Origin of the sequence: Streptomyces sp. NPDC020299, from assembly GCF_044387825.1 — a bacterium.
Taxonomy (GTDB): domain Bacteria; phylum Actinomycetota; class Actinomycetes; order Streptomycetales; family Streptomycetaceae; genus Streptomyces.
Map to the genome: position 1 here is coordinate 181240 of NZ_JBIRWL010000002.1, position 16055 is coordinate 197294.

Consider the following 16055-nt stretch of genomic DNA (forward strand, 5'->3'; position numbering starts at 1 on the left):
ATAGAGTGTTTTATTCGGCTAGTATCCCGCTTGTGCACGACGCTCCAGACTCGTCTGCGAAGGCGCCGGCGCCCTTCGGGACACCACCGCTGGTCCGCATCCGCGGGCTCGGCAAGCGGTTCGGCGGCACCGTCGCCCTGGCCGGGGTCGACCTCGACGTCCACGCCGGAAGCGTCCTCGCCCTCCTCGGGCCCAACGGCGCGGGAAAGTCCACGCTCATCAAGGTGCTCGCCGGCGTCCACCACGCCGATGCCGGGAGGATCACGGTCGATGGGCACCCGCTCGGCAGCGACGCCGCCTCCCGGCGCATGTCCTTCATCCACCAGGACCTCGGTCTCGTGGAATGGATGACGGTCGCCGAGAACGTCGCCCTGACCGCCGGGTATCCGCGACGCGCCGGACTGATCTCCTGGCGGCGGACCCGCGAGCGCGGTGCCGACGCCCTGGGGATCGTCGCCGCACATCTGGACCCCGACGCGCCGATCGCCCGGCTCGGCCCGGCCGAGCGGTCACTGGTCGCCATCGCCAGAGCCCTGGCGGCACGCGCGAAGCTCATCGTCCTCGACGAGCCGACCGCCCGTCTCCCGGCCCCGGACTGTGCCCGGCTCTTCCACGTCCTGCACACCCTGCGCGACCGGGGACACGCCATCCTCTACGTGAGCCACCGCCTCGACGAGGTGTACCAGGTCGCCGACACCTTCGCCGTCCTGCGCGACGGCCGCCTCGTCAGCCACGGCCCGCTGGCGGGCCACAGCGCCGGCCACCTGGTGCGCGACATCGTCGGCGAGGAACCGGCCGACTACCGGCCCACCGCGGCGCCCGCCGGCGGTCCGCCCGTGCTCACCCTCGACGGCGTCCGGACCGCCGGCGCCGGACCGGTCAGCCTGGAGCTCAGGGCCGGTGAGGTCCTGGGACTGGTCGGCCTCACGGGCGCCGGACACCTGGACCTGGGCCGGGCCCTCGCCGGCTCCCACCCCCTCCTCGACGGACGGGCCCGGCTCGGCGGCCTGCCCTATCACCCCCGCACGGTCGCCGACGCCGTCCGCCTCGGTGTCGGCTTCGTGCCGGGGGACCGGCTGCGGGAAGGGTGCGCCGCCGACCTGACCGTACGGGAGAACCTCCTGGCCAACCCGCGCGCGGGAGGCGGACCGGCGCCGATCTGGATCGGCCCCCGCCGCGAACGCGCCGAGGCCGTGACCCTGCTGGAACGCTTCTCGGTGCGTCCCCGTGACAGCGAGGCGCCCCTCGCCACCCTGTCCGGCGGCAACCAGCAGAAAGTCATGATCGGCCGGTGGCTGAACGCCGGCCCGCGCCTGCTGATCCTCGAGGAACCGACCGCGAGCGTGGACCTCGGGGCCAAGGCCGCGATCTACCGCCTGCTCGACGAGGCGCTGGCCGCGGGCCTCGCGGTCCTGCTCGTCTCCACCGACTTCGAGGAGGTCGCGCGCGTGTGCCGGCGGGCCGTGGTCCTCGTCCGCGGGGCCGTGACGGCCGAACTGAGCGGCCCGGCCCTCACGGTCGCCGGGCTCACCCGGGCTGCTTCGGCCATGCCCCGCCCCGGAACCGCGACGAACCCATGACGGCGCCGCCCTCACCCTCCACGCCCAGGCCGCACCGACCGGGCGGGCACCTCGTCGGCGCCTACGGCCTCCTGGCCCTCACGGCGCTGCTCGTCCTGATCTTCTCGCTCGCCCTGCCGCGCACCTTTCCCACCCACGACACCGTCGACTCGATCCTGTCCAACCAGTCGATCCCGGCCGTCCTCGCGCTCGCCGCCATGGTCCCCATCGTGACCGGGGCGTTCGACCTCTCCCTCGGCTACGGCCTCGGCCTGGCGCACGTCATGGTGATGCGGCTCCTCGTCCACGACGGGTGGCCCTGGCCGCTCGCCTGTCTCGTGGTGATCGCCGGAGGGGCGGTCGTCGGCGTCCTCAACGGTGCGATCGTCGAGTTCGGCCGGATCGACTCCTTCATCGCCACCCTCGGGACCGGCAGCATGATGTACGCCGTGACCGGCTGGGTCACCGACGGCGGCCGGATCGTCCCCGGCCCGCGAGGCCTCCCGGCCGGCTTCACCGACCTCTACGACTCCACGTTCCTCGGCCTTCCCGTCCCCGCCTTCTACGTCCTCGCCCTCGCGCTGGTCCTCTGGCTGCTCCTGGAGCGGCTGCCGCTCGGCCGGTACCTGTACGTCGTCGGCTCGAACCGGCGCGCCGCCGACCTCGTCGGCATCCCGGTCCGCACGTACACCGTGTACGCGTTCGCCGCATCAGGGCTGATCGTCGGCTTCGCCGGTGTGCTGCTCGCGGCCGAACAGCAGATCGGCAATCCGAGTGTCGGCCTCGACTATCTGCTGCCCGCCTTCGCCGGCGCCCTCCTCGGCTCCACGGCGATCAAACCGGGCCGCCCCAACGCCCTCGGAACCCTGGTCGCCGTCGCCGTCCTCGCCGTCGGCCTCACCGGCATCGCCCAACTGGGCGCCGACTTCTGGACGGTACCGCTGTTCTACGGCGGCACCCTGCTCATCGCCGTCGGCCTGGCCGGTTACGCCGCCCGCCGCCGGCTGCGCACCGGCGCCGCCGCGGCCCGCGACGCGCCCGCCGCACCGCCGCCACCGTCCGCCCCGACGCAGGAGGGCGGTACCGCCGGTCCCGGTTCCTGACCGGCCCTGTGTCCGCGCCCCCGGCCGCAACCTCCGCCCAGCCCTCCGCGAGGAGCTCCCGTGCACGGCAACCGCAAGGCCACCCCCGGCGCCCGCCAGGTCCGGCTCGCCTCGTGCGCCCTGCTGGCCGCGGCGATCGCCCTCACCGGCTGTGAACGCGGTTCGACCGCAGACTCGGGGGAGTCCACGACCGGCCCGAACGGCTGCCCCGCCGTTCATGCCAGGGCCCGGGCCGCCGTCGACCGGGCGGAGCGGACCGACGTCCCGTGGAACGGGCCGACCACGGGCCCCGCGGCGGTGCCCGGCAAGACCATCGTCTTCGTCGCCCAGACCATGACCAACCCCGGAGTCGCGGGCGCCGCGAGCGGGGTACGGGAGGCCGCACGGGTCATCGGCTGGAAGGTCCGGGTGATCGACGGCCAGGGCACCCCCGCCGGCATCCGGGCGGCGATGAGCCAGGCGGTGACCCTCAAGCCCTCGGGCATCGTCATCGGCGGATTCGACCCCGGCTCGACGGCCCCGCAGACCGCGCAGGCCAACGCCGAGCAGATCCCGCTCGTCGGCTGGCACGCGCTCGCCGCTCCCGGCCCCAGCCGGCGGCCCGAACTGTTCACCAACATCACCACCCGCGTCGAGGAGGTGGCCGGCATCAGCGCCCGGTGGGTCATCGCGGAGTCCCGCGGCCGTGCCGGGGTCGTGCTCATCACCGACGCCTCGATCCCCTTCGCGAAGGACAAGTCCGACCTGATCAGGAAGGAGCTCGCCACCTGCCGGGGCGTGAAGCTGCTCGCGTACGAGAACATCCCGATCCCCGACGCGAGCAGCCGCACCCCGCCGGAGATCTCCTCCCTCCTGTCCCGGTTCGGGAGCGAGTGGACCCACTCCGTGGCCATCAACGACCTGTACTTCGCCGACGCGGCCCCCGCCTTCCGCGCGGCGGGCCGCAAAGGCTCCGGCCCCCCGTTCAACATCGGCGCCGGCGACGGCGACCCCTCCGCCTTCCAGCGCATCAACAGCGGGCAGTACCAGGCGGCCACCGTCCCGGAACCGCTGTCCCTCCAGGGCTGGCAGATCGTCGACGAGTTCAACCGCGCCTTCTCCGGCCGCCCCGCCAGCCGATACGTGGCCCCCGTCCACATCACCACGGCCGGCAACAGCGGCGGTGCCACATCCTGGGACCCGTCCGGCTACCGGGTGGCGTACCGCAAGATCTGGGGCGGGTAGCAGGCGTACTGTGGCCGCAGCGGTGATCGAGGTGGTGGTGGCGCATGGAGTGGCGCGAGTACGCGGAGCGGATGGCTCTGCTCGCGCGGGACCTGCTCCGGCAGGACTCCGTCCAGGCGACCCTGGACGAGATCACGGCGTCCGCGGTGAAGCTGGTCGAGGGCTGTGACGCGGCGGGGATCCTCGCGGTGCGCAAAGGCCAGGCCGTGACCCTGTCCGCCTGCGGCGACATGGTGCAGGAGAGCGACCGGCTCCAGGGTGAGCTGGGCGAGGGCCCGTGCTTCGATCTGGCCCGTGGCGCGGACAACGACGGTGAGCGCGCGTTCCGCATCGCGGACATGACCCAGCCCCAGCAGGCCTGGCCCCGCTACGCCGCCGCCGCACGCGAACTCGGCATCGGAAGCATGACGGGTGTACTGCTCTACACCCACGACGAGGACTTCGGCGCGCTGAACCTCTACGCACACCGCCCAGGGGCCTTCAGCCACGACATCGAAACCGCGGGCTGGCTGCTGGCCTCGCACGCGGCCGTCGCGCTGGCCGACGCCCGCACCATCGACCAGCTCGAGCACGCCCTGGAGACCCGGCATGCCATCGGCGAGGCCATGGGCATCCTCAGGGAACGCCACGGACTGAGCGAACAGGAGGCCTTCAACGTGCTGCGCCGCCTGTCCCAGCACCACAACGTCAAGCTGCGGGATGTCGCCCAGCGGGTGAGGGACGAAGGCACCGGCCGGGCCTGACACCGGTACGGGGTGCCCGTCCGTACGACCGGGCGCCCCTCGCCCTGCGGCGGTGCAGGAGGTACGAGACCGCCGACGCTGTGGGAAGCGGCCCGGTGTAGAGGGGACAGCACCCGGCGGTCACCCAGGGTCCGCTGCCCTGTCGCCGAGAAGAGCCGGCTCGCGCAACACCCGGCGCAACTCCTCGCGCAGCACCGGCGTCAGCGCCTCGGCATAGGACTCCGCGACATGGCTCTCGTCCCGGTAGACGAATGTGTCGCCCACGACCACAGGGCACTTGCCCGACCGCGGGCACAGCCAGGGCTCGGGATCGAGCACGGCGGCGCCGGCCCGCCCAGCAGCCTTCCGGCCGGCCTCCCGAAGCACCGGGTCCTTGATCGCGTCGCGCTGGTCCGGTTCGCAGTTCTCCAGCCACAGGGGATAGTTGGACGCACACTCGACGGCATCGCCCTTGGGCCACGGATTGTCGAGCAGCACGGCAACGTGGTCCGCGGCGCGGACCAGCGTCCGGTAGACGCGTTCGTAGCCCGCCTCCCAGTCCCGCCGGGGGTCCGCCATCCGCCGCACCGGCGTGGCCGCCTCGGACGAGGAGGCGACCACCAGCATCGGACGCAGCCGCGCGATCCGCTCCAGCGCGTTCTTCCGCCACGTGTCACACGCCTCGTACGGCCGGTGCTTGTTGACGGTCGTGATGTCGGCGGTCTTGCAGGACGCCTTCGTCAGCGACACCAGCTTCCACCCGTACCGCCGGCTCAGCTTCTCCAGCGCCGGGAACCACTGTGCGGCATGGGAGTCCCCGTAGAGGACGACGACCCGGTCGGAGGACCGGTGTCCGTACACGCAGGCGGGTGACTCGGTGGCGGCGTAGTCGGCATGACAGCTGTCGCGGTAGACGGCCGACCGCCGCTTCTTGATGTCGGGGAGCCACGGTGACATGTTGCGCGGCAGCCCGGTCGCGGGCGCGGCGATGAGACCGGCGAGCCGGGAATGCGGGTCCTGTGCCGTGGTGAGGGCCTCGTCCAGCCCGGGAGCGCGGCCGCCGTAGCCGATCGACGGCGGAAAGTGCGCCGCGACGATGGCGGCGGACACGACGGCCGCCGACAGGCCGAGGCCGAATGCCACGGCCGCGGTGGGCCTGCCGCGCAGCGGGCCGTGGAACCGGACGGGGTTCTCCACGAGGTGCAGGCTCGCCCAGGCGAGCAGCAGGGCGGCCGCGCACAGCGCGAGGTTCAGCAAGGGCTCGGCCGGCCGGCGCAGGGCAACGGGGCCGATCATCAGCAGTGGCCAGTGCCACAGGTACCAGCCGTACGAGAGGTCGCCCACCCAGGTCGCGGGACGCAGCCCGGGCAACCGGCAGGCCGGGGACGGGGAGGCACGGCACCCGCCCGCGATCACCAGGACCGCACCCAGCACGGGCAGCAGCGCGAAGTGGCCGGGGAAAGCGGTGGCGTCGTCGTACAGCACCGCCGACGCGACGATGCCGGCGAGCCCCAGCCGCGTACCCGCGGCGGACAGCACGCGCGGAAGGCGCGCCGCCGCCCCGGCGCAGAAGGCCAGCAGACTTCCGGCACCCAGTTCCCACAGCCGGGTGTGCGGACCGAAGTAGGCCCAGGAGGGCGAGGTTTCGGCCGCCTGGACGCCCAGGGCGTACGACACCAGGCACAGCACGGCCAGCGGCAGGGCCCGCAGCCACGGACGCCCGGGCAGTTTCCGGCTGACGAGGAGGAGCACGGGCCACAGGAGGTAGAACTGCTCCTCCACGGACAGCGACCAGAAGTGCTGGAACGGCGAGGGAGCACTGCCCTCACGCAGGTAGTCGGTGCCGGAGGCCGCCAGGTCGATGTTCATGAAGTACAGCGCACTGGCCAGTGCGTCGTGCAGGAACTCGGTGTAGCGGATCTTCGAGGCGAAGAGCCGGCAGCCCGCCATGGTGGCCAGCGAGACCAGGGTCGCGAGCGGGAGGATGCGCACCGCGCGCCGGGCGTAGAAACGCCGCAGCGACAGCGATCCGGACCGTTCGGTCTCCCGGAGCAGGCCCGACGTGATGAGGAACCCGGAGATCACGAAGAAGACGTCGACGCCGACATAGCCGCCCGCCAGGTACGGAACTCCCGCGTGCGCGAGCACGACGAGCGTGACGGCGAGCCCGCGCAGCCCCTGGATGTCGCCCCGCGAGGGAGGCTTCGGCGAACGGGCAGGACGGACCCGCTCGGAGGGGGAGGCCGTGGGAGTGTGTGTCATCGAGGCGGCCCCGGCGTCAGCGCGGCGATCAGCAGTGTCCGGTCGTCCCTTCCGGCCGGGACGTTCGGGGTGTGCAGGAGGCGTCGGCACAGGGCGTGCAGAGTCTCCTGGCTGTGGGCGGCGGTGGTCGTGGCCGAGTCGAGGGCGCGTCCGAGCCGGGTGATCCCCTGGTCGATGTCCGTCTGCCGGGACTCGACCAGGCCGTCGCTGTAGAGGACGAGCAGGGCGGGCTCCGGCACGTCCAGCACCGTGGCCTCGTAGGTGTCCGTCCCGAGCCCCAGGGGCAGGCCGGGGCTGGCGAGCGTGACCGGTACGGCGCGTCCGTCCGGGCCGCGGATCAGCGGGGGAGGGTGACCGGCACCGACGAGGGTGCACATGTGCCGCTCCGCGTCCCACTCGGCGTAGACGCAGGTCGCGAAGGAGGCACCCGGGGTGTCGCAGGCGAGCGCGTCGAGCCGGTGCATGAGATCGGCCGGTGGGATGTCGAGTCCCGCCAGGGCGCGGACCGCGGTGCGCAGCTGGATCATCGCGACGGCCGCCTCGGGGCCGTGGCCCATCGCGTCTCCGACGATGAGGCCGATGCGCCCGCCCGGCCGGGGCAGGACGTCGAACCAGTCACCGCCGATGATGTCGCCGTCACCGGCCGGAAGGCAGCCGTGGGCGATGCGGCAACCGGGGTATTCCGCGTCGGCGGCGGGCAGCAGGCTGCCGCGGATGGCCAGCGCCGTGCGGCGCTCCCGCTCGTACCGGCGCGCGTTGTCCAGTGCCATACAGGCCCGGGTCGCCAGCCGCTCCACGGCCACCGCGTCGTCGGCCGCGAACGGCGCCCGTTCGGGCCCCCGGGTGCAGGCGATGAATCCGACGGCCACGTCCCGCAGATGCAGGGGCACGACCAGGAAGGAGGCCGTTTTGAGCAGGTCCTCGATGCGGGAACTGTCGTCCGCGAGCGAGCCGAGCCGCTCGGAGGTATGGGTGTCCACGGCGTCGAGCAGTTGGGTGCGCCGGGTGGCGAGAGCGCGTGCGTAGGGGGTCTCGCGAGGGAAGACGATCACTTCCCCGAGGGGGAGCAGCGGTTCCCAGTCCTCGGCGGTGTCCGAACCCACACGCACGGCGAGGCGGCGGCCTTCGATCCGCGGCGGGTCGGCGGAGGCGGAGCCGTTCTCCTCCTGCAGCCATCGCTCCAGCAGATAGACCGACGCCGCGTCGCACAACGCCGGCGTCAACGCGTGCACGACCTGGCTGCCGGTCAGCCGCAGGTCGAGTTCGGAGCCTATGACATCGGCCGCGGGGGAGAGGGAGGGCCGTGCTTCGTTCCGCAGGGTCGTGCCTTTCCGGGTGGGGCCGGGGCGTCGCGCAGGGGCAGGGGCCGGCGCGGGGACGGGGGCCCGCCGCGCTGTGAGATCACTATATGATGATGCGTCAAGATCGCTGAGGGACAGGGGTGTTGAGATGTCCGCTGGTGCGGGTCTGCCGGAAGGAATCGATCCGGACAAGGCGAGCGTTGCCCGCATGTACGACGCCATGTTGGGCGGGCACCACAACTTCGCCATGGACCGTGAGGCACTCGCCGCCTTCACGGCCATCGATCCTCAGGTCCGGACGCTCGCCCGGGCCAACCGTGCCTTTCTGGGCCGGGCCGTCCGCTTCCTCGTCGACGCCGGGGTGCGCCAGTTCATCGATCTGGGCTCGGGCATTCCCACCCAGGGCAACGTCCACGAGGTGGCGCAGTCGGCCGGCCCGGGGGCCCGGGTCGTCTACGTCGACAACGACCCCGTGGCCGTGGCGCACAGCGCGGCCCTGCTGGCCGACAACCCGGACGCGGACATCGTGAACGCCGACATCCGCCGGCCCGCCGACGTCCTGTCCGCCCCACAGGTGGGGAAGCTGATCGACTTCGACCAGCCCGTCGCCGTGCTGATGATCACGATCCTGCACTTCATCTCACCGGAGGACAACCCGGCCGGCATCGTGACCGCCTTCCGTGACGCACTGCCCGCCGAGAGCTGGCTGGCGATGACCCATGCCACCAACCAGGACCGCCCGGAAACAGCCGCGGCCGTGGGCCAGTTGTACCGGTCGCGGGCCAGTTCCCCGGTGACGGCCCGTTCCCGCGCGGAGATCCTCGGCCTCTTCGACGGCTTCGACCTCGTCGAGCCGGGCCTGACCTACGTACCCCTGTGGCGCCCGGACCCGGACGACGAGATCCCCGACGACCCGTCCGAGTACTGGGTCTACGCGGGCGTCGGCCGCAAGACGTCATAGGGCGGTCCGCACCGCACGCGCCGGGCGGGAATTCCGGGCACTACGGCCCGGCAGGCAACCTTGATCGGTTTTTCGCCCTGTTCACCGATGGCACACATGTGTTGTCGCCCGAGGCGAGCACATGGTGCGTTCAGCTTCGGACCGACGCAGAGCGAGGAACCGATGACCAGACATCTGCCCCGTGCGTTAACCCGTTCGGCGTTCATCGCGGCCGCGGCCTTGGCCGTCGGCGCCGCCGGCACCGTCACGGCACCCGGCGCGACCGCGGCCACCCCGGCGGGGACGCCGAAACTCAAACTCATCGCCGCCACCTCCGCGGTGACCCTCGACCGCTATGAGGGCGAACCCGGCGTCACCCTCGACCTCGGCACGTATGTCACGGTCGACGGGGGACCACAACATCACCTACCGCAAGGTCGTCCTGGGCGGCACTCCCGGCGCCCGTACGGTGACCGTGCCCAAGTACGGCCGCGTGGACGCCCCCTGACACCTACACGGCGGAGCCCGACAGGGCTCCGCCGTCACGAGGTCGCGCCGGTCAGGGCCAGGAATTCGCTGCGGGAGCGGGCGTCGGTGCGCAGCAGGCCGAGCATGCTGGAGGTCATGGTGCTGGAGCCGCCCGCCTGGACGCCGCGCAGGGTCATGCAGGTGTGTTCGGCCTCGATCACCACGCCGACACCCTTCGGCTCCAGGTGGGTCTGAAGCCAGTCGGCGACCTGTTTGGTCAGGCGTTCCTGGACCTGCGGGCGGCAGGCGAAGTGCTCGACGACACGGGCCAGTTTCGACAGGCCGAGAATCCGGCCGCCGGGCAGGTAGCCGACGTGGGCGGTGCCGACGAACGGCAGCAGATGGTGTTCGCACACCGACCGGACCGGGATCCGGCGCGCCAGGACGAGTTCGTCGTAGCCCTCGTCGTTGGGGAAGGTGGTCAGGTCGAAGGGGCGGGGACTGAACAGCTCGGCGTAGGCGCGGGCCATCCGCCCCGGTGTGCCGCGCAGGCTCTCCGAGTCGGTGGAGACACCGAGGGCCCTGAGGAAGCGGCCGGCCGCGTCCTGGGCGGCGGCCAGGTCGATACCGCCCGGCTCGTGGACCACCCGCAGGGCAGGCGCCGCGGGTGCCGGTCCGTCCTGGCCGGCCATGCGAGCGGTGGCGTGGGATGAGAGCTCGGTCATGTCAGCCACCGCCGATACCGAGGGCCACGAGCAGCACCAGGACGAGGGTGACCACGGCGAACAGGCCGTGCGCCAGCACCACCGGCAGCGGGAAGTGGCGTTCGGCGGGTACGGCTTCTTCGGTCACCGGCGTGGACGCGGCGCCCGGCGCCGCCGTGGCCATGGCACGGCCGCGGTAGACGGGGAGCCAACGGCCCAGCATCACGAATCCCAGCAGGGCGACCGGCAGCAGGAGACCGAACGCGGTCCAGGCAAGGCCGCTCTTGTCGGCCACCACGTAGACGATCCACACCACCAGGCCGATCGCGGCCAGGGCGAAATGACCGAAGACCACCGGCGCGGGCAGACGGCTCGCACCGGACTGCTGCTGCCGGATCCCCCCGCGTTGGATCCAGGTGCCCAGCATGTAGAAGCCGCCGAGGGCTGTGACCAGCCAGGCGATCAGTGCCGCGATGTCCATGGGGAACTCCCGAGTGATGGAGCGTGTGGTGAGACGTATCCCTCTGCCTGGGTGCTCTCGTCGGCGACGCGCACGCCGTAGCGGTAGGCGAGCTTGCCGCCCAGGAACCCCGAGACGCCCAGGACCACCAGGCTGACGGCGGACAGGGCGAGCTGGCCGAGGCCGACGCTGCCGCCGTCGGTGTAGCCGCTGTGGCGCCAGAGGAAATTGATGACATAGGCGGCGGTCACCAGCAGGTTCAACGCCATGTGCACCAGGCCGGTGCGGAACGCCCGGGTCCCGGCGGGGATCCCGAGCAGGTCGAGGAATCCGACCATGGCGGCGAGCAGCGCGCCGATCACCCCGACCGCGATCAGCCACTTTGAGCCCTCGGTCAGGAAGGCCGGACGGCGCACGACGTGCGAGGCGATGTCGAACGCCAGGCCGGCCACCCAGGCGCCGATCGGCACCGTCACCAGGATCGGATGGAAGGGATGACCGTACGGACCGGCGAGCGCGGCACTGGTCGGCCGCTTCGCCTGAAGCTGAGACTCACTGGCCATCGCTGACTCCTTTCCTTTTCACCAATAAAGCTTGGTCTTATTGCGCGAGAACGTCAAGGTATGCAGCTCATGACGTCGCAAACCACGCAGGACCCACGTACGCAGGAGTTACCGTGGTCTCGTGGCCATAGACCCGACTTCGCCGGCCGACGCGGCCGGCGCCGCGATCGACTCCGTCAGCGTCCTGGGCGAGGACTCGCGGCGACGCATGTTCGCCTTCATCCGGCGCGCCCGCCGCGCCGTGACCCGCGATGAGGCCGCCGCCAGCGTCGGCATCTCGCGCAAGCTCGCCGCCTTCCACCTCGACAAGCTCGTCGACGCCGGTCTGCTGCGCGCGCACTACGACCCGCCCGGTGGGATCCGTAAGGTCGGCAGGCAGCCGAAGGTCTACGAACCCACCGATGCCCAGATCACGGTGAACATCCCCGACCGGCGCCACGAACTCCTGGCCGACCTCCTGCTGGACGCCGTCCTGACGGAGGGTGCCGGCGAGAACGCCGCGCAGGCAGCGGTCCGGGCCGCCGGCCGGCGCGGCCGGGACATGGGCGAAGCCGAACGGGACCGCACCCGCCCCGGCCGCCTGGGCCCTGAACGCGGTCTGACCGCCTGCGAGCGCATGCTCGACCTGCACGGCTACGAACCCGTCCGCGAAACCCCCACCCGGCTGCGGTTGCGCAACTGCCCGTTCCACCCGCTGGCCGCCAAGGCCCCCGACCTGGTGTGCGGGATGAACCACGCCTTCCTCACCGGCTACCTCGAAGGCCTCGGCATCACCGGGGTGCGGGCGGTCCTGGCCCCCGAACCCGGAGAATGCTGCGTCAGGCTCGGCCCCGGCGCCGCCGAGAGCCCCGAAAAAAGGAAGAAGCCGTTGGCTTAATCTCTGAGCACGGAAGAGGCATCGTCATGAGACCGCCGACCGAACGGCGGTCGGACACCGACGCCCGGACCGCCTTCCTGAACTCATACGGCGCCGACCTCGGCATCCTGATTCTGCGGCTCACCGTGGGGCTGGTGCTCGCCGGGCACGGCGCACAGAAACTCTTCGGCCTGTTCGGCGGGCCGGGACTGGCCGTCACCGGCAAACAGCTCGCGGAGCTCGGCTATCACCCCGGCACCTTCCACGCCGGCCTGGCCGGAACCGGTGAACTGCTGGGCGGGCTCGGTCTGGCCGCCGGACTCCTCACCCCGCTGGCGGCCGCCGCCGTCGGAGTGATGATCAACGCCATGGCCGTCACCGCTTCCCATGGGCTGTGGTCCATGGACGGCGGCCTGGAACACCCCATGTGCATCGCGGCCTCCGCGCTCGCCATCGCGGGGGTGGGGCCGGGGCGCATCTCCCTCGACCGTCCCTTCCCGTGGCACCGCGGAACCGTACGCACCGGTGCGTTCGCCCTCGGGGCCGGAGGGCTTGGCGCGGCGGTCGTGCTGGCGCTGTGACCGTTGGGGCGTGACCGTCAGGACTCCGCCGTGACGTGGGGGTGGGGAAGCGTGCCGCGGGCGGCTTCGTCCTGGATGAGCAGGGCGAGCAGTGCCGCCACGGTCAGCCCGGCTTCGGCAGGGTGCCGAAGGATCTTGCTGGGGTCGATCCGGTAGCTGTTGGAGCGCCCCTCCCGGGTGTGGGAGAGATAGCCGTCGCGTTCCAGGTCGGCGATGATCTTCTGGACGGCGCGCTCGGTCAGGCGGCAGTGCGCGGCGATGTCGCGGATGCGCGTGCTGGGATTGTCGGCGATTGCCGCCAGGACCCGGGCGTGGTTGGTGATGAAGGTCCATCCGGTGTGTGGTTCGGGCACTCCGTCCATGGCTGTCAGCTTACCGGCCGGACATTCAGGCATTCAAAAGCACGTACTGTTTTTCATGTATTGGTTGACGGGAATGGGTCGATCGGGAGAGCCTGGAGCCGGAGGCTGGCGATCAGGCCGAGGGAAACAGGCAGAGGGATCGGGCGGAGGAGAGGGACATGCCGGAGCCTGCGCCGCGGGCGCAGCCCCTCATCGCGCGGGACGTCGTACGTGCGGACAGCGGCGCGCCGTTCGTGCCGTGCCGGGCGACGGTCGCCGTCCAGCAGGACGGCGCCCGGATGAGCGTGGTGGTCCGGGGCGAACTCGACTTCGACGCCGACCGGTGGCTCCAGGGTGACCTGGACGACGTGCTCAGCCGCTCGGTCGACGGGATCACCCTGGACCTGAGCGCGGTGGACTTCTGCGACTGCGCCGGCCTGAGCATTCTGCTCACCCTGCGCCATCGGGCCCTAGAGCAGGGCAAGACCATCACCATCCGTGCCGGCAGTCCCATGGTCGAGCGGCTGCTCGACCTGACCGGAGCCGGGGAACTGTTCGAGCCCCCGGGCCCACTGTCGGACCGGATCGGTACGGTCGGCCCATGAGAGCTGCTGGAACGTTCACCGTAAGCGACTTCGCCCCGACCGGCCTGACGCCCGCCCCGGCTGTGACCACCGGCCTTCCGGTTGGTGTCGCGACAATGGAGAAACGCTTCGAGGGGGAGGTCTCGGGTCGCTCGGCGACCTTGTTCACCGCCGCGTTCGACCAGGCGACCGGGGTCGGCACCTACGTGGCCATGGAGTCGTTCGAAGGCGCGCTGCACGGCCGCGGCGGCGCTTTCAACTTCGTGCACTCGGCGACCACGTCCGGCGGCGACCGCACCGCAGAGTTCTTCACCATCGTTCCGTCGAGCGGCACCGGGGAACTGGCCGGGATCTCCGGTACCGGCGGCATCGCGATCGACACGGACGGCACCCACCGGATCTGGCTCGACTACTCGCTCACCTGAGTACGTCACCGGGCTTGGATTCGACACGCCCGAGCGGGTCGGGTCCTGCCGGGAGCGCGTCACACGCCGCCTGCCAGGCGGGATCGCCGGGGAAGAGCTCGGAGCGCAGGTAGGCCCAGGTGAGCCGTTGGACCGCGGACACTCGCTCGGGGTTCTCGTCCGTGGTCTCGGCCACGTCGTAGCCGGAGATCCCGCCGAGCCCGTGCTCCGCGTCGAACAGGGTGAGCAGGGACTTGGGGCCGGGGGAGAGGTGGTACGGGTCGGTGTGCCAGTCCGGGCCACGGACCGTCAGATGGGTGGAGGCGTCCTTGTCGCCGGCGACCACGAGCGCGGGTGTCGCCATCCCGGAGAAGTCCATGGTCAGGAAGAACGAGTAGTTCTCGGCCACGAACCCGGTGACGGCATCGCCGCCCCTGCCGGGCGCGGCGAGCAGTACACCCGCCTTGATCCGGGGATCGGCCAGGTCCGGTGCCGTTCCGTCGTCCGGATCGGTGACCCGGGCGCCCAGCAGCAGGCTCGCGGTGTGCCCGCCCATCGAGTGACCGGCCACGGCCACCCTGCTCCGGTCCAGGCGGCCGAGCAGCTGCGGGACGGCGGCCTCGATGGCGTCGAGCCGGTCGAGGACGCGCTTCATGTCCTCGGCCCGTGATCGCCAGTACAGAGGCGCCCCGGGTGTGCCGGGAGCCAGGCTCAGCGTCCTGGAGCTCAGATGGGTCGGCTGGATCACGACAAAGCCGTGCGCGGCCCAGAAGTCGGCGAGTGGCGCGTAGCCGTTCAGCGAGGAGAGGTGGTTCGAGTGGCCCTGCCCGTGCGACAGGAGGATGACCGGCAGCTCGTCGCCGGTCACGGGTGCGGAAACCCGTACCTGGAGGTCCACGGGCCGGCCGGGAGTGGACAGCACCACCGGACTCACCGAGAGCACGGGGACCGGTGAGCTGATGGTATCGGCGGTGTGAGTCGACTCGCTCATGATGTGCCTTCCTTTGCCAGAAGCGGAGCGCTGTTCCGTTTAATATACGGAACAGCGTTCCGATTAGCAATGGGCGCCGGCGCCGGCTGTTACTCACTTTCGGGTGACCGTGACCCCCGTCGTGGATGTCGATCCTTGAGGTCTCGCCATGTCCAGGCATGTCCCAAATGGTTGGGCGATACAGGCGAGAGTCACGTGAATATGGGCAATTCGTAACAGGCGTCGCGCATCCCGAAAGTCGCCCGCGTCCGGCCGCAAGGTGTCGGTGTGCGGCCACCCGGCCGCCACCCGCACCGAGCACCCGTCGGCGCCGCGGCAGCAGACCGCTCGCCGGAGGTGTGCTCCGAACCCTGAGAAGGGGGACCCCCGTGTCCGTATCCGTTTCTGTGACCACCCGCCGTCTGACCACCGCCGCGGCTGTCGCCGCGGCCGTGGTGGGGGCGGTGGCGCTGCCCGCGTCGGCCGCCGACCACCACCAGCGGCCTTCCGACCGTGACCGCGTGGTCATCAGCGACGTACAGCACGTCTCTCCGGCCCGGGAGGACCGTTCCCGCCACTCCCTGAACCGGGAGTGGGTGGAGGTCACCAACAACAGCCGCCGCGGCGTCGACCTGGACGGCTGGACGCTGTCCGACGAGGAAGGCCACAGCTACACGTTCCGCTACGTACGGCTGGCCGGCCGTGCGACGGTACGCGTCCACACCGGCATCGGCCGGGACAGTGCCACGGATCTGTACCAGGACCGGCGGAACCACGTGTGGGACGAGAACTCCGACACCGCCACCCTGCGCGACGACCACGGCCGGTTCGTCGACGCCTTCTCCTGGGGACGGGACCACCACCGCCATGACAGCGACCGCTGGGGCGGCGAGCGCCGCGAGGGCGGCCGCGGCTGGGACGGCCACCGCGACGGCCGCCGCGACGGCGACCGCGAGGAGGGCCACCACCACGGTGACCATCACCACGGTGACCACCGCCGGTAGGCGGCCTGC

General features: G+C 71.5%; 17 protein-coding genes. 10 read left to right on the top strand and 7 right to left on the bottom strand.

Annotation, left to right across the window (positions count from 1 at the left end):
- Positions 1-32: 32 nt before the first annotated feature.
- Genes ACH45E_RS04965 through ACH45E_RS04980 form a run of 4 tightly spaced genes read left to right on the top strand, consistent with a single transcriptional unit; the run spans position 33 to position 4629 of the window.
- On the top strand, positions 33-1580 hold the full coding sequence (locus tag ACH45E_RS04965) for a sugar ABC transporter ATP-binding protein (protein ID WP_361444848.1): 1548 nt from the start codon (positions 33-35) through the stop codon (positions 1578-1580).
- Positions 1577-2662 (top strand): ABC transporter permease, encoded by a 1086-nt coding sequence (locus ACH45E_RS04970; protein ID WP_361444845.1) that lies wholly within the window; start codon positions 1577-1579, stop codon positions 2660-2662. Before ACH45E_RS04965 ends, ACH45E_RS04970 begins: the two co-directional genes overlap by 4 nt.
- A 60-nt stretch (positions 2663-2722) precedes the next feature.
- Positions 2723-3886, top strand: coding sequence for a substrate-binding domain-containing protein (locus ACH45E_RS04975; protein WP_361444842.1), 1164 nt, complete (start codon positions 2723-2725; stop codon positions 3884-3886).
- 44 nt (positions 3887-3930) lie between these two features.
- Positions 3931-4629 carry a GAF and ANTAR domain-containing protein gene (locus tag ACH45E_RS04980; RefSeq protein WP_361444840.1) on the top strand — a complete coding sequence of 233 codons (699 nt, stop codon included), beginning with the start codon at positions 3931-3933 and terminating at the stop codon, positions 4627-4629.
- A gap of 120 nt (positions 4630-4749) precedes the next feature.
- Here the strand turns inward: ACH45E_RS04980 and ACH45E_RS04985 are convergent, their stop codons facing one another.
- Complete coding sequence (locus ACH45E_RS04985) at positions 4750-6870, bottom strand: acyltransferase family protein (protein ID WP_361444837.1); 2121 nt, start codon at positions 6868-6870, stop codon at positions 4750-4752.
- Positions 6867-8102 carry a SpoIIE family protein phosphatase gene (locus ACH45E_RS04990; protein ID WP_361444834.1) on the bottom strand — a complete coding sequence of 412 codons (1236 nt, stop codon included), beginning with the start codon at positions 8100-8102 and terminating at the stop codon, positions 6867-6869. Before ACH45E_RS04990 ends, ACH45E_RS04985 begins: the two co-directional genes overlap by 4 nt.
- Before the next feature lie 217 nt (positions 8103-8319).
- Here ACH45E_RS04990 and ACH45E_RS04995 point away from each other — a divergent pair, with 217 nt between their 5' ends.
- Entirely contained in the window at positions 8320-9132 is an 813-nt protein-coding gene (locus ACH45E_RS04995; protein WP_361444831.1) for an SAM-dependent methyltransferase, read from the top strand.
- 521 nt (positions 9133-9653) lie between these two features.
- On the opposite strand, the gene folE is transcribed toward ACH45E_RS04995, so the two are convergent.
- From folE to ACH45E_RS05010, 3 genes are read right to left on the bottom strand one after another with little or no spacing between them, the layout of a single operon-like run.
- Complete coding sequence (folE, locus tag ACH45E_RS05000) at positions 9654-10271, bottom strand: GTP cyclohydrolase I FolE (RefSeq protein ID WP_361444963.1); 618 nt, start codon at positions 10269-10271, stop codon at positions 9654-9656.
- 34 nt (positions 10272-10305) lie between these two features.
- Complete coding sequence (locus ACH45E_RS05005) at positions 10306-10764, bottom strand: hypothetical protein (RefSeq protein WP_361444828.1); 459 nt, start codon at positions 10762-10764, stop codon at positions 10306-10308.
- Entirely contained in the window at positions 10746-11306 is a 561-nt protein-coding gene (locus ACH45E_RS05010; RefSeq protein ID WP_361444825.1) for a DUF2231 domain-containing protein, read from the bottom strand. Before ACH45E_RS05010 ends, ACH45E_RS05005 begins: the two co-directional genes overlap by 19 nt.
- Positions 11307-11427: 121 nt before the next feature.
- Between ACH45E_RS05010 and ACH45E_RS05015 the strand changes: the two genes are divergently transcribed.
- Both ACH45E_RS05015 and ACH45E_RS05020 read left to right on the top strand, forming a co-directional pair.
- On the top strand, positions 11428-12183 hold the full coding sequence (locus tag ACH45E_RS05015) for a helix-turn-helix domain-containing protein (RefSeq protein ID WP_361444822.1): 756 nt from the start codon (positions 11428-11430) through the stop codon (positions 12181-12183).
- A 26-nt stretch (positions 12184-12209) separates the two neighbouring features.
- A complete protein-coding gene (locus tag ACH45E_RS05020; protein ID WP_361444819.1) occupies positions 12210-12743 on the top strand; it encodes a DoxX family protein in 534 nt (177 codons plus the stop codon).
- A 17-nt stretch (positions 12744-12760) separates the two neighbouring features.
- On the opposite strand, the gene ACH45E_RS05025 is transcribed toward ACH45E_RS05020, so the two are convergent.
- Positions 12761-13105, bottom strand: a complete 345-nt coding sequence (locus ACH45E_RS05025) for a helix-turn-helix domain-containing protein (RefSeq protein WP_361444816.1) — start codon at positions 13103-13105, stop codon at positions 12761-12763.
- 158 nt (positions 13106-13263) lie between these two features.
- Between ACH45E_RS05025 and ACH45E_RS05030 the strand changes: the two genes are divergently transcribed.
- Together ACH45E_RS05030 and ACH45E_RS05035 are read left to right on the top strand one after the other, a co-directional pair.
- A complete protein-coding gene (locus ACH45E_RS05030; protein ID WP_361444813.1) occupies positions 13264-13689 on the top strand; it encodes an STAS domain-containing protein in 426 nt (141 codons plus the stop codon).
- Positions 13686-14093, top strand: a complete 408-nt coding sequence (locus tag ACH45E_RS05035) for a DUF3224 domain-containing protein (protein WP_361444810.1) — start codon at positions 13686-13688, stop codon at positions 14091-14093. Before ACH45E_RS05030 ends, ACH45E_RS05035 begins: the two co-directional genes overlap by 4 nt.
- Here ACH45E_RS05035 and ACH45E_RS05040 read toward each other — a convergent pair.
- Complete coding sequence (locus ACH45E_RS05040) at positions 14086-15063, bottom strand: chlorophyllase (RefSeq protein WP_361444807.1); 978 nt, start codon at positions 15061-15063, stop codon at positions 14086-14088. The two genes, ACH45E_RS05035 and ACH45E_RS05040, sit on opposite strands and share 8 nt — an antisense overlap.
- A gap of 368 nt (positions 15064-15431) precedes the next feature.
- Between ACH45E_RS05040 and ACH45E_RS05045 the strand changes: the two genes are divergently transcribed.
- Positions 15432-16046 (top strand): lamin tail domain-containing protein, encoded by a 615-nt coding sequence (locus ACH45E_RS05045; RefSeq protein WP_361444804.1) that lies wholly within the window; start codon positions 15432-15434, stop codon positions 16044-16046.
- Positions 16047-16055 lie beyond the last annotated feature (9 nt).

Excerpts from the sequence above, each read along its gene's own strand:
- ACH45E_RS04970 (WP_361444845.1), top strand. The coding sequence starts at position 1,577 with ATGACGGCGCCGCCCTCACCCTCCACGCCCAGGCCGCACCGACCGGGC.
- ACH45E_RS04980 (WP_361444840.1), top strand. The coding sequence starts at position 3,931 with ATGGAGTGGCGCGAGTACGCGGAGCGGATGGCTCTGCTCGCGCGGGAC.
- ACH45E_RS04985 (WP_361444837.1), bottom strand. The coding sequence starts at position 6,870 with ATGACACACACTCCCACGGCCTCCCCCTCCGAGCGGGTCCGTCCTGCC.
- ACH45E_RS04995 (WP_361444831.1), top strand. The coding sequence starts at position 8,320 with ATGTCCGCTGGTGCGGGTCTGCCGGAAGGAATCGATCCGGACAAGGCG.
- folE (WP_361444963.1), bottom strand. The coding sequence starts at position 10,271 with ATGGCCGGCCAGGACGGACCGGCACCCGCGGCGCCTGCCCTGCGGGTG.
- ACH45E_RS05005 (WP_361444828.1), bottom strand. The coding sequence starts at position 10,764 with ATGGACATCGCGGCACTGATCGCCTGGCTGGTCACAGCCCTCGGCGGC.
- ACH45E_RS05010 (WP_361444825.1), bottom strand. The coding sequence starts at position 11,306 with ATGGCCAGTGAGTCTCAGCTTCAGGCGAAGCGGCCGACCAGTGCCGCG.
- ACH45E_RS05020 (WP_361444819.1), top strand. The coding sequence starts at position 12,210 with ATGAGACCGCCGACCGAACGGCGGTCGGACACCGACGCCCGGACCGCC.
- ACH45E_RS05025 (WP_361444816.1), bottom strand. The coding sequence starts at position 13,105 with ATGGACGGAGTGCCCGAACCACACACCGGATGGACCTTCATCACCAAC.
- ACH45E_RS05030 (WP_361444813.1), top strand. The coding sequence starts at position 13,264 with ATGCCGGAGCCTGCGCCGCGGGCGCAGCCCCTCATCGCGCGGGACGTC.
- ACH45E_RS05035 (WP_361444810.1), top strand. The coding sequence starts at position 13,686 with ATGAGAGCTGCTGGAACGTTCACCGTAAGCGACTTCGCCCCGACCGGC.
- ACH45E_RS05040 (WP_361444807.1), bottom strand. The coding sequence starts at position 15,063 with ATGAGCGAGTCGACTCACACCGCCGATACCATCAGCTCACCGGTCCCC.